The organism is Paenibacillus sp. Soil787, from assembly GCF_001429545.1.
Classification (GTDB): domain Bacteria; phylum Bacillota; class Bacilli; order Paenibacillales; family NBRC-103111; genus Paenibacillus_E.
In genome coordinates this window covers 206,662-219,639 of sequence record NZ_LMSP01000047.1, presented here as the reverse complement: position 1 = coordinate 219,639, position 12,978 = coordinate 206,662, and the positions used below count along the sequence as shown (strand labels likewise).

Below are 12,978 nucleotides of genomic sequence, written 5' to 3'. Positions count from 1 at the left end.
GCCCCTTCCATAATTGGAAGAGGCTTCTTTTTTATCCTTTGCGCGGTACTTCAAAGCTCCAGAAATCCTTAGCTATGTAGCTATTGCTGTGAATCTTCTGAGCCTCCTGCAAAAGCTCCATTACGGCATCTCCCTGATATCGCGAACTAATATGCGTCATGATCAGCGCATTCACTCCCGCTTCCTGAGCTGTTCTTGCCGCGTCGATTGAAGTGGCATGATCAAACGAATACGCAAGCTCCTGCTTATCCATGGAGAACGTAGCCTCGTGCACAAGCACATCAGCGCCGCGTGCCAAGTGCTGAGCCCCGCTGCAATAGCGCGTGTCACCAAGAATAACGACAATACGTCCGGGTATCGGTGCACCTAGAAAATCAGTCCCATGAAGCGTACGGCCATCCTCCAACTGGACGGATTGACCTTGCTTCAATTTACCATAAACAGGACCCGCCGGTATGCCGAGTTCCGTTAGTTTTTCCTGCATAAGCTTGCCAGGTTGATCCTTCTCTACGACCCTGAAACCAAAGCATTCGATACGATGCTCTAATCGTGCCGTCTCAACTTGGAAGCTTTCATCTTCGAAAATCAGACCTTCTTCCTCGATTTCCACGATCTGCAGCGCATACGTTAAATGAGCCCCGCTTACTGAGAGGGCCGTCTCAACAAAACTCTTTAGACCCCGCGGTCCAAATAGCTTAAGAGGTGTATCACCTCCCAAATAGGAACGACTTGTTAACAAGCCAGGTAAACCGTACAAGTGATCCCCGTGCAGATGCGTGATGAAAAGCATTTCCGTTCGGCCCAATTTCACTGGAGAGTTCAGAATCTGCTGCTGCGTCCCTTCTCCACAGTCGAACAGCCAATAGGTTCCACGTTCATCCAGCAAATTTAAAGCGATTGAGGTGACATTTCGTTGTTTGGAAGGCATACCCGCCCCCGTACCCAAAAAATACAAGTCCACGATCTAAACTCCATTCTATCTAAAATCACAATGCCAAAATGTAAAGCGAGGACGCCGACGAACCATGTAGTTCGTACAAGCTGCCTCGCTTTATACATAAACTTTCTATCCTACGTTGAAGTAACGAGCTTCTTTATGGGCAAATACGATCGCTGAAACCGATGCTTCCGGCTCCATCATGAACGATTCCGTTAGCTCCACGCCAATATCCTCTGGCTTCAGCAGGTTAAACAATTTCGCTTGATCCTCGAGATTCGGACATGCCGGGTAACCAAAGGAGAACCGTTGTCCGACATATTTGGCCCCAAATCTCTCTTGCATCGTCATATCTACGCGGTCGGCAATCCCCCATACATCTCGCATGATGTGATGAATCCGCTCGGCAAATCCTTCAGCCATTTCCAGTGCCGTTGCCTGCAGAGCATGGGATTTCAAATAATCCCCTTTATCCCGCCATTCTTTAGCTAAATCATTAATATCATGCCCTGCCGTAACAAGTAAGAAACCGACGTAATCCATTTGTCCGCTTTCTACTGACTTCAGGTAGTCGGATAAGCAAAGGTATGGTTCTTTATCCTGACGCGGGAATGTAAAGGTTTCAAGCACTTTACTGTGATCCTGCGGGTCATATACGATGACATCGTTACCGCTGGATTGTGCTGGGAAGAAACGGTACATCCCGTGGGCTTTGATAATGCCATTATGCTGTGCAGCATATAGGATTGAATCCACTGTATCCTTAAGCTGAAGAGCTTTCGTATCTTTGTCGCTAAGCAGCTGCTCAACTTTGCCTTTCAAACCAAGGTGATGTCCAAGCAGCATCTGCATGTTGACATAAGGCATCAGATGACTAATCGGGTAATCTCTCATGATATGGCGATCTGTATCCTGCGGCACTTGTACAGGAAGATCCTTGGATACGGCAGATGAACTCACACGTGTGAGCTGCGGCATTTTCTCTTCCTTCTTACCGGTATCCATCACATCGGATTCCAGACTTTCTCTGAGCTCCTGAATGAGACGTTGGCGTTGTTCAGGGTCACTCAGTCGGTTGGCAATATCCAGTCCGTCCATCGCATCCTTCGCATAAAGAACAACACCCTCATATTCAGGCTGAATACGCGTTTTGGTAAATTTGCGTGTTAACGCAGCCCCACCAACCAGAATCGGCACATCCACACCTGCCGTGCGTAAATCTTGAGCCGTGATCACCATTTGCTGAGCCGATTTCACAAGTAATCCAGATAAACCGATCGCGTCCGGTAGTTCTCTACGATAGGCTTCAATAATTTGCTCTGGTGGTACTTTGATCCCGAGATTAATGATTTTATAGCCATTATTCGAAAGGATGATTTCGACGAGATTTTTCCCAATATCGTGCACATCACCTTTGACTGTAGCTAAAATAATTTTACCCTTAACGGCAGTTTCGGATTTCTCCATGAATGGTTCCAAGTAAGTAACTGAAGCCTTCATCACTTCCGCACTTTGCAAAACCTCAGCCACAATCAGTTCATTGCCATTAAAGAGGCGTCCAACTTCCTCCATCCCCTTCATAAGCGGTCCGTTGATGACTTCAAGCGGCGAATACTTCTGTAAAGCAAGGTCCAAATCAGGGATCAGCCCTTCCTTGGTCCCCTCTACGACATATGAACCAAGTCTTTCTTCCAGAGACAGATTCGAAATTTTCTCTTTCTTCTCCACTTTTTTCTCACGGAAATGGGCAACGAATTGTGCCAGTGTCTCATCATTCGTATTGTAAATAAGTTCTTCAGCTAATTGACGTTCTGTTTCCGGGATGGAAGCGTAACGCTCAAGTTTCTCCGTATTCACAATGGCATAATCTAGGCCTGCCTTCGTACAATGGTACAGATAGACGGAATTCAGCACTTCACGACCTGCGTCAGGCAAACCGAAAGAGATATTACTTAAGCCAAGAATCGTCTTTGCAGCAGGATATTTAGCTTTAATCAGCTTAATGCCCTCAATCGTCTCTACGGCGGAACCGATATATTGCGGATCTCCAGAGCCTACTGGGAACATATTGGGATCAAATATAATATCCTCAGGATTCATGCCGTACTTCTGTGTCAAAAGCTCGTAAGACCGCGTCGCCACTTCGATCTTCGCTTCTCGCGAAACGGCTTGACCTCGCTCATCAATGAGAATACAAACAACGGCAGCCCCGTAACGTTTGATTAAAGGTAAGATCCCTTCGAACTTCGTTTCGCCATCCTCTAAGTTGATGGAGTTAATGATCGCCTTACCTTGGGAGTACTTAAGTCCAAGCTCAATGATGTGGTCATATGTCGAGTCAATCATTAATGGGACTTTGACTTTCTTCACAACTTGCTGCATGAACTCTTCAACGGCATAAGCTTCGTCAATATCTGTATCCTGCAGGTTAATATCAATAACGTGTGCACCGTTCTTAACTTGATTACGGGCAATCTCAGAGCCCTCTTCAAACTTCCCTTCTTTAATAAGGCGTTTGAATTTCCTTGAACCCGAAATATTGGTCCGTTCGCCAACCATGATAGGACGATTTTCCGGCTCAATAAATAACGTTTCAATCCCTGAGACTGCAGGTAAATGCGAACCATATTGCGTTCTTGGCTTATATTGAGAGAGTGTCTCAGCCATGGCACGAATATGATCTGGCGTTGTCCCACAACAGCCCCCGGCAATATTCAACCAGCCTTGCTCCGCAAATCCAGCCATCTTCTTAGCCAAGGATTCTGGAGACTCATGGTAATGTCCGTTCTCATCCGGCAAACCGGCATTCGGATAACAACTAATCGCTGTTTCAGCAATATCTGACAACGTTCGGATATGATCCCTCATAAATTCAGGACCAGTAGCACAGTTCAAACCCATTGAAATAGGCTTCAAATGTTCCAAAGAAATATAGAAGGATTCAATATTTTGACCGGCTAATGTTGTGCCCATCGGTTCAATAGTACCCGAGATCATTATCGGAAGTTCAACACCCAATGTTTCATAAGCTCTACGAATTCCAATACTTCCTGCTTTTACGTTCAGAGTATCTTGGGAAGTTTCCAAAAGAAGTGCGTCTACGCCCGCTTCAACGAGTGCTAACGCTTGCTCATAATAGCTATCCTCAAGTTGAGCAAATGTGACTCCACCCGTTACCGACAACGTTTTTGTTGTAGGACCCATGGCTCCGATAACATAACGAGGCCACTCCGGTGTCGAATATTTATTCGCTGCTTCGATAGCCAGTTTGGCTGCCGCAAGATTTAATTCGCGATGGCGGTCTTGCAAATCATACTCCGCTAGTACCACACTCGTAGTCCCGAACGTATTTGTTTCTATCATATCAGCGCCCGCGGCGAAGTAAGCTTCATGAATTTTGCGAATAACATCCGGTCGTGTAACACAAAGAATTTCATTACATCCATCCAGATCATCGCTCCCGAAATCTTCAGCTGTTAAGTTCTCTTGCTGAATCATTGTACCCATGGCACCATCTAGGATCATGATCTTCTTTTTAAGCTGCTCTTGTATCGGTGTTTTGATCATTACATGACTCCCTTTCAACTTATCCTAAAGCTATAGAGAACAAAAAAACGACAAATTATGTTATGCTTTAGTGTAACAGAATCCGGCTACTATGAAAAGAATTTGAATTATCATAATTACCTATAGGTTTTATCGGAAATTCTTATGTTCAACCATCGACAGCTAGCTGTATTTCCACTATAATTTAAAGGAGAGACTTTGATCGTAAGTCAAAGATCCCTATATTATATTTACTCAGAAAGAGGGATGCAGCTTGGCACAAATTAGAATTCGCAATACGAATGAACGTATTGAAGGCGAAGAGCAGGTCAAAGCCTTCTTAGATAGTCAAAATGTTGTTTATGAACACTGGGATGCCAACAAACTTCCGGAAACACTGCGTGAGAAATTCATTCTTAATGATGACGAGAAAGCTCAAATTATTAGTACTTATGAAGAAGAAATTCGGGATTTAGCTGCTAGACGCGGTTATGAAATTTGGGATGTTATCGCACTTTCCGATTCAACACCTAACATCGAAGAGCTCCTGAAGAAATTCGAACAGGTGCATACCCATACAGAAGATGAAATTCGCGCAATCGTTTCTGGACGCGGAATTTTTATTATCAAATCCGAAAGCGAAGTTGGCTATTTTGACGTTGAGCTTGAGCCAGGCGATGTGATCTCGGTTCCTGAGAACACGAACCATTTCTTCACACTCATGGATAATCGTGAAATCGTTGCCGTTCGTCTCTTCATCGAAAAAGATGGCTGGGTTGCTTATAACATTGATGATCCAGAATTTATTAAAGCCTAATTCTATGATATGAACAAAAACCCAACTTCGCTGGACTTAACGTCCTAAGCATCCGTTGGGTTTTTGTTTCTTTCATGTTATCCGTTCTTAATAATCGGCAAAATATCTTGAAGACGGGAAACCTCAAACGCAGGAACAATCTCATCCCCACTTTGAAGACCATGATGATTAATCCAAATATTGCGCATACCTACGCTGCCAGAACCAAGGATATCGGTTGTCAATTTATCTCCGATCATGATTCCTTCTTCCGCTTCTATCCCAAGAAGTCCCAGTGCATGGTTGAAAATTGATGTTGCTGGCTTACCTACACCGAATTCACCGGAGATAACAATATGATCAAAGTATGGCGCGATATTGGGGACACCTGCCAATTTTTCCTTTTGTAGGTCCGGCGAGCCATTTGTTAACAACAGCAATTGATAGCTGCCTTTCAAAGCGTCCAATACGCGGAATGTTTCCTCATATACGTAAGGACGGCGTCGGCGTTCTGCTGGAAATAGTTCTCCAAGCTTATACCCGAGTTCACGATCCTCTATCCCCAATGCCCCAAGCCCTCTTGTCCAAGACTCCGTACGATATCCTGGCGCTAATTTCTCAAGCTTACGAAAGTTCTCATTCTCACCTTGTGTGAAATTCGCCCATAAGCCTTCGAATGGATTAATACCAATCATTTTCGTAAATTCAAAGGTTTCAAAAGATTCATATAAAGAACGCGCTTCTTTGCGAACAGAAGCTTCCAATTCTTCGGGATTCACGGCTGCGTGTTTGGCAGCTTCAGCACATGTCGCTTCGAAAGCTTCTTCTACACTGCGATCATCCCAAAGAAGCGTATCATCTAAATCAAAAAGTACAGCTTTCAACGTCATCATTCATTTCCCCTTTTTGAATGTTGTATCTATATAGCAGCGATTACTCTTCGTCCGTAAACTTGATGGAATCAAGCTGAACTTTAAGATTGCCGCGGAATGCTTCAATATACTTTTTTCTGAGTTCGTTGCGTTCATCGATTTCCGCATCTGTTAAGCCAACAGTTTTCGCTTTGCGAGCAAGCTCATTAATACGTTCGATATTTTGCTCCATGTTGTCACTCATAGTAATCCTCCCAGTCAAAAATTCAATATGAGTACTACTTTGCCATCCCTATTAAGGAATGTCAAGAGACAACAAAAAGAGGCATAGGAACATGTCCAAGCCTCATCGTATTTAAAGTCTATCAAGAAACCATAGTGAAATTAAGGAAGCAATAAAACTTGTCCTTCTTTAAGGGAGCTCGTGGTTAAATGATTGATTGTCTTCAATTTATCTATATAGGAACGAGTGTTCTCATTTTCTTTTTTGTGAGTGGAAGCTATATCCCAAAGTGTGTCTCCGCGTTGAATAACGACTTGATCTTGAACGACAGCTTTCGGAGAAGAGTTACTAGAAGTAACGGAAACTGGGGTCTTTGTAGTTGCTGTCCCATCCCCTGCATAGGCTTGAACCATAGCACCGAATGAAAACACAGTACCAAGAATAACTGCTAATAGGATGAAGCGAACAAACGTTTTTGTATGACTAGGAATAAAAGTCATCCCTTTGGATGGGCTAGCGGATCTATGAGGTGTATGAGTTGTGTTAGTGTTTGAATAAGCCATATACATGAATAATCATCTCCCAAACATTTGTTCTGTTATTAGATTAACACGAACACATGTTTGAGTCAATCATTTTCTCGAACTTATGTTTGTACGAACTCGGGTTCTATGTTATACTTTGGGTAATGATTCCCAGTATTGGAGTGATAACTATTGAGTAAGATTTCGCAGCGTCAACAAGCTATATTGGAATTCATTAAGAATGAAGTGAAAGATAAGGGGTATCCACCTTCCGTTAGAGAAATCGGCGAAGCTGTTGGACTAGCTTCTAGTTCTACCGTACATGGGCATTTGGAGCGTCTTGAGAAGAAAGGTATGATTCGTCGAGATCCTACTAAGCCTCGCGCTATTGAAATTCTAGGCCTAGACGGTGCTGAAACGCATTTTGCAGTTTCTGTAGCTCGTGTACCTCTCGTTGGTAAAGTTACAGCCGGTGTACCTATTACAGCAACAGAGAACATTGAAGACTACTTCCCTCTTCCTGTCAGCATGGTAGGAGATAATAATGTGTTCATGCTTAGTGTCATGGGTGACAGTATGATCGAAGCCGGTATTCATAATGGCGATTATGTCATCGTTAAGCAGCAGCAAACCGCTAATAACGGAGACATTGTTGTAGCTATGACAGAAGATGATGAAGCAACGGTGAAACGCTTTTACAAGGAAAAAGATCATATTCGTCTTCAACCGGAGAACTCGGCTTTGAAGCCTATCCTTTTGAAACATGTTACGATTCTTGGCCGTGTCATTGGTTTGTTCCGGGATATGTAATCGCTCTACAGCCCTTATTCTACCTACAATACCAATGAGAGAGAACCGAGAGGACAATCGTCCCTCGGTTCTTTTCGAGTAGATAAGCTTATAAGTTTTATACTTTTGCTTCGCATCAACCTTGACAAACGCGCTCGTCCCTGAAGTACGACAGTGTCGTTTATCCTTGCCACACCAGAAAGTATAAGTTTTCGGTTCCCGAAAACCGCTTTCTTATTGGCGATAAAACCTAATATAGGGATCTTTGGTCGTAGTCCAAAATCTCTCCTCGTTATACGCGGCTGCTCATCCTTGAATGGCTGAGAGTAGAGGTTTTCTCATGTAAACAGCCTTAAATTTGATGGAGTGATGGATCAGAAGGAGAAGCATATAAGATAGTGGGCCAACCGACCCAAATATGGATTTTCAAAAATGATATAGGCTTTAATCCCGTCATAGCCAAGAAGGCTGAACTGTGGATTCAAATAAGAGTCTTTAGAGACTTCTATTACGTCTTTAAGATCTCATTTTTCGGAATTAGGAGCTTTTAGAGACTTCTATTCGATAATATTTGCCCCAGTTTGCTTCAATTTCAAGGAATAGAAGCCTTTAAAGACTTCTATTCTAAAATTCACCACACTTTTGGACAAATTAACGGTCCCTAGAGACTTCTATTTTCTATCTCCTAATTCCAAATACCAATTTCCGTCTTCCAACTACTCCCTACTCTCTGCTCTCTACTCTCTACTTTCTACTCTCTATCCCATTGTTAAACCCAAAGGTATATTTCCACCTTTAAAAATAAGATAAAATTCCAGCTAAATAATCAACTAAAAAGCAAGCGCCCAATTCCCACGACGGAAAATAGGTTCAACGGTACCATCACCAAGGACACCATCGATCTCAAGATCAGCCGTCCCGATCATGAAATCCACGTGAATCAAACTGGTGTTCCCACCTCGAGTTTTCAGCTCTTCACTTGAAATTGATACGCCATCTTGCAAATTGATCGGGTAGCAGCTTCCTAAGGCCAGATGACTGGATGCATTCTCATCGATGCCCGTATTGTAGAAAATACGGTCTAGATTAGAGATCGGCGAATCAAAAGGTACGAGAGCAACTTCTCCCAAATAACGTGCGCCCTCATCCATATCTAGTAACCTTGCCAGATGCTCATAGCCGACTTCAGCCTGATAATCCACAACTTTCCCGTCCTCGAACTTGAACGAAAACCGATCCACGAGCGCCCCATTCACATTTAATGGCTTGGTGCTCGACACCGTCCCATGAACTCCCGTTCGCTTAGGCATCGTGAAAACTTCCTCGGTCGGCATATTCGCTACGAATCGTATTCCACTTGCGTTCTCCGTATCACCGCCAAGCCAAATGTGACCCTCCGGCAGTTCGACACGCAAATCTGTTCCTGCCGCTCGATACTGCAGCGCTTCGTATTGCTTCTCATTCAAAACGCTGCGAACGCGCTTCAATTGATCCATGTGTACTCGCCAAGCCGCCACCGGGTCATCTTCATAAACACGGTTTATCCGGAAGATAGCCTCCCACATCGCATCGATCCGCTGTTCTTCAGGCAAATCGGCATATACTTTGGATGCCCACGCCACCGTAGGCGCTTTGATTAAGCACCAACTGAATTTACTTGTTCTCACGTAGTGCTGATACTTGGCTCTAGCCGTAGCCATAGCTTTGGACGCTCTAGAAATCATGCTTGCATCAATACCCGCGTACAAATCAGGATCCGGCACTTTGATATTTAGTAAGGCTCCACCGTTTTCCACAAAACGTTCCAACATACTCGTATACCACCCTGGGTAATAATCAAGAGCTTCATCATGAGCGTATTCAAATCTACTGCGGGTTATCACATCATCCTGCCAATGAACTTGGACAAAATTCGCCCCTGCTTCGTAGGCTTTCTTAACGATAAGTCTAGTCAATTCTAGGGATTCTATCGGCGACTCTATCATCAGATCCTGGCCTTTACAGAGATTAACTCCCACCTTAACTACAAGTTCAGCGTACTTTTCCAAATTCATTTGAAAGTTGTCCATCCTATTTATGATCTCCTTCGCGTGAAAAAGCCCATCAGTTCAGAATCGTTCCTGAAGACTGACGGGCTTTCCGTATCTAGTTGTTGCATTCATATCAACTGGCAAGCGATTAATAAAGGGACAGATATTGATCTCTTTCCCATTGGTGAACTTGTGTGCGGTACATATCCCACTCGATTTCTTTAAGTTCATAGAAATGAGCCAGAGCATGCTCGCCAAGCGTATCGCAAATCACATCATTGCGAAGCAGCTCGTCCAACGCTTGTTTCAAGTTCAATGGCAAAGTAGGGATGCCATCGCTCTCTCTTTCCTCTTCGGTCATCACATAGATGTTACGATCCGTAGGAGGAGGAAGCTGCATTTTGTTCTTAATGCCATCCAGTCCGGCAGCAAGCATAACAGCAAGAGCCAAGTAAGGATTAGCAGCCGGATCCGGGTTACGAACTTCAACGCGAGTGCTTAATCCGCGGGATGCTGGAATACGGATCATCGGACTACGGTTACTTGCCGACCATGCTACATATACAGGTGCTTCATAACCAGGTACGAGACGTTTGTAAGAGTTAACAGTAGGGTTCGTAATCGCAGCAAAAGAACGAGCATGGCGAAGTACACCCGCCATATAATGTCTAGCCACATTACTTAAACCTAATTTATCGTTCTCTTCATAAAAAGCATTCACATCACCTTTGAATAACGATTGGTGACAGTGCATACCAGAACCGTTCATGCCGAACAAAGGTTTAGGCATGAATGTCGCATGCAGACCATGCTGTCTAGCAACGGTTTTGACGACGAGCTTAAATGTTTGAATTTGGTCAGCCGCTTTAATCGCATCTGCGTATTTAAAGTCGATTTCATGTTGACCTGGCGCCACTTCGTGGTGGGATGCTTCGATTTCAAAGCCCATTTCTTCAAGCGTCAACACGATATCGCGACGACAGTTTTCGCCCAAATCCATCGGAGCCAAATCGAAATAACCACCTTGGTCATTCAGTTCCGTTGTTGGATTACCTTTTTCATCTGTTTTGAACAAGAAGAATTCTGGTTCTGGACCTACGTTCATAGCTGTAAAGCCCATTTCTTCGGCTTGTTTCAAAGCTTTTTTCAAGATAGCACGCGGATCTCCTGCGAACGGTCTGCCATCTGGCATATAGATATCACAGATTAAACGTGCTACTTTGCTCTCGGTTACCCATGGAAAAATAACCCATGTATTCAAATCAGGATACAAATACATATCAGACTCTTCAATACGCACATAACCCTCAATGGAAGAACCATCGAACATCATTTTGTTGTCGAGCGCTTTTTCGAGTTGGCTGTAAGGAATTTCTACGTTCTTGATGCTTCCCATCAAGTCTGTAAATTGCAAACGAATGAACCGAACATTTTCTTCTTTGGCAATGCGTAAGATGTCTTCTTTGGAAAAATTATTGTTGTAGCTCACGTGTGCAGTCTCCTCTCAATTTACAAGCGATTAGGAATTGCTATTTATAAAATCGGGAAAGCTGACCTTGAATCAGAGAAACCTGATCAGGGCGTTTTCCTCCGCCAATCAACTGCTGCTTAAGCATTTTGTGCAGTTGGGAGTCGGTTAATTCTTTACGCTTCACTTCTGTGTGTTCATTCAAAATCGTTGCATCTTCTGAATCTTTATCGACAGGGATAAGAACCTGCTTGATCCCAGCGATGTTTACACCTTTTTCAATTAAATCTTTAATTTCAAGAAGTCGTTCTACATCATTAAACGAATACAGACGTTGATTACCAGCTGTTCTAGCTGGAATAATAAGTTCATGCTGCTCATAGTAACGAATTTGTCTAGCGGTTAAATCAGTCAGCTTCATGACGATCCCGATTGGGAATAACGCCATATTTCTACGTATCTCATCACTCATGCTAATCACTCCTGGTCAGTAAGTACCTCTCCACTATTGTACCTTTGTAACAAAAACGTGTCAAGGAGTGTTAGGTTTGTTCACAGTCTTATTTTTCATAACAATCCCTTGTCTTCCATATGCTGGATTGCTGTTAATACCCCTAACTTACAGTGTGAGTAGGTAAGCCCGCCCTGTAAATATGCGATATAAGGCTCACGAATCGGCGCATCCGCGGACAGTTCCAGACTGCCGCCTTGGATGAAGGTCCCGGCCGCCATAATGACGGGATGCTCATAGCCGGGCATATCCCACGGCTCAGGCACAACGTGCGAATCCACGGCAGCCGCCTTCTGGATGCCCTGCACGAACGTGATCAAGTGATCCGCCGACGTGAAGCGGATCGCTTGGATCAGATCCGTGCGCGGCGTCTCCCAGCGCGGATGGCTCTCGAAGCCCAGCTCTTCGAACACCGCTGCGGCGAAGACCGAGCCCTTGACCGCTTGCCCCACCAGGTGAGGGGCAAGGAAAAGCCCTTGAAACATCGCTCGCGTAGCGCCGAGCATGGCTCCGACCTCGCCCCCGATACCGGGGGCGGTCAGTCTGTAGGCGGCGAGCTCCACAAGGTCGCGCCGCCCGGCAATGTAGCCTCCGGATGGGGCGATACCGCCGCCGGGGTTCTTGATAAGCGAGCCGGCCATGAGATCGACGCCAACCTGCGTCGGCTCTTGCAGCTCGGTGAACTCCCCATAGCAATTATCGACGAAGACGATAATTGACGGGTTCACTTCCTTGACGAATCGGACCATTTCTCCGATTTGTTCCACCGTGAACGAAGGCCGCCACGAGTAGCCGCGCGAACGCTGTATGCCGATCACCTTCGTGTTCGGCTGAATAGCAGCCGCAATGGCCGACCAGTCCGGCGCGCCATCCTCTGTCAGCGCAACCTCGCTGTACGCGATGCCAAAGTCCTGCAGCGATCCCATGCCATCGCCTGGCTTGCCAATGACCTTATGCAACGTATCATAGGGCTTACCTGTTATGTAAAGTAGATGTTCGCCTGGTCGCAGAACACCGAACAAAGCTGTGCCTATCGTATGCGTACCAGAGACAAAATGCGGGCGTACGAGTGCTGCTTCTGCCCCCATCGCATCGGCATAGACAAGATCGAGTACCTCTCTGCCACGATCATTGTAGCCATAGCCTGTCGAAGAAGCAAAGTGGTAATCGCTTACCTTATGTTTTTGGAAAGCGCTAATCACTTTCCATTGGTTAAGATCAATCGTTTTCTCAATCTGGCGAAAAGCGCTCTCTATTTGACGTTCTGCGCTCTCCATTAATC

General features: G+C 44.8%; 11 protein-coding genes. 2 read left to right on the top strand and 9 right to left on the bottom strand.

Annotation, left to right across the window (positions count from 1 at the left end; translation table 11 throughout):
* Positions 1-31: 31 nt before the first annotated feature.
* Positions 32-961 (bottom strand): ribonuclease Z, encoded by a 930-nt coding sequence (gene rnz / locus ASG93_RS32265; RefSeq protein ID WP_056839017.1) that lies wholly within the window; start codon positions 959-961, stop codon positions 32-34.
* A gap of 105 nt (positions 962-1,066) precedes the next feature.
* Complete coding sequence (gene metH / locus ASG93_RS32260) at positions 1,067-4,504, bottom strand: methionine synthase (RefSeq protein ID WP_056839015.1); 3,438 nt, start codon at positions 4,502-4,504, stop codon at positions 1,067-1,069.
* Positions 4,505-4,757: 253 nt separating this feature from the next.
* Here metH and ASG93_RS32255 point away from each other — a divergent pair, with 253 nt between their 5' ends.
* Positions 4,758-5,300, top strand: a complete 543-nt coding sequence (locus tag ASG93_RS32255) for a 1,2-dihydroxy-3-keto-5-methylthiopentene dioxygenase (RefSeq protein WP_056839013.1) — start codon at positions 4,758-4,760, stop codon at positions 5,298-5,300.
* Between the two features lie 77 nt (positions 5,301-5,377).
* Here the strand turns inward: ASG93_RS32255 and ASG93_RS32250 are convergent, their stop codons facing one another.
* From ASG93_RS32250 to ASG93_RS32240, 3 genes are all read right to left on the bottom strand, one after another.
* Positions 5,378-6,169, bottom strand: a complete 792-nt coding sequence (locus tag ASG93_RS32250; RefSeq protein ID WP_056839012.1) for an HAD family hydrolase — start codon at positions 6,167-6,169, stop codon at positions 5,378-5,380.
* A 43-nt stretch (positions 6,170-6,212) separates the two neighbouring features.
* Positions 6,213-6,395, bottom strand: a complete 183-nt coding sequence (locus ASG93_RS32245; RefSeq protein ID WP_047677001.1) for a DUF896 domain-containing protein — start codon at positions 6,393-6,395, stop codon at positions 6,213-6,215.
* A 140-nt stretch (positions 6,396-6,535) separates the two neighbouring features.
* Positions 6,536-6,943, bottom strand: coding sequence for a LysM peptidoglycan-binding domain-containing protein (locus ASG93_RS32240; RefSeq protein WP_056839009.1), 408 nt, complete (start codon positions 6,941-6,943; stop codon positions 6,536-6,538).
* Between the two features lie 147 nt (positions 6,944-7,090).
* On the opposite strand from ASG93_RS32240, the gene lexA reads away from it, so the two are divergent.
* A complete protein-coding gene (gene lexA, locus ASG93_RS32235; protein ID WP_029195983.1) occupies positions 7,091-7,708 on the top strand; it encodes a transcriptional repressor LexA in 618 nt (205 codons plus the stop codon).
* 809 nt (positions 7,709-8,517) lie between these two features.
* Here lexA and ASG93_RS32230 read toward each other — a convergent pair.
* The 4 genes from ASG93_RS32230 to ASG93_RS32215 all read right to left on the bottom strand — a co-directional run bounded on the left by ASG93_RS32230 (position 8,518) and on the right by ASG93_RS32215 (position 12,973).
* Positions 8,518-9,756 (bottom strand): aminopeptidase, encoded by a 1,239-nt coding sequence (locus ASG93_RS32230; RefSeq protein WP_056839007.1) that lies wholly within the window; start codon positions 9,754-9,756, stop codon positions 8,518-8,520.
* 109 nt (positions 9,757-9,865) lie between these two features.
* The gene (glnA, locus tag ASG93_RS32225; RefSeq protein ID WP_056839005.1) at positions 9,866-11,206 is read right to left on the bottom strand and encodes a type I glutamate--ammonia ligase; all 1,341 of its coding nucleotides are present in this window, start codon (positions 11,204-11,206) and stop codon (positions 9,866-9,868) included.
* Positions 11,207-11,246: 40 nt separating this feature from the next.
* Positions 11,247-11,657: a MerR family transcriptional regulator gene (locus ASG93_RS32220; RefSeq protein WP_047676992.1), complete on the bottom strand. Its 411-nt coding sequence runs from the start codon at positions 11,655-11,657 to the stop codon at positions 11,247-11,249.
* Between the two features lie 95 nt (positions 11,658-11,752).
* Positions 11,753-12,973 (bottom strand): aminotransferase class I/II-fold pyridoxal phosphate-dependent enzyme, encoded by a 1,221-nt coding sequence (locus ASG93_RS32215; RefSeq protein ID WP_414858906.1) that lies wholly within the window; start codon positions 12,971-12,973, stop codon positions 11,753-11,755.
* Positions 12,974-12,978 lie beyond the last annotated feature (5 nt).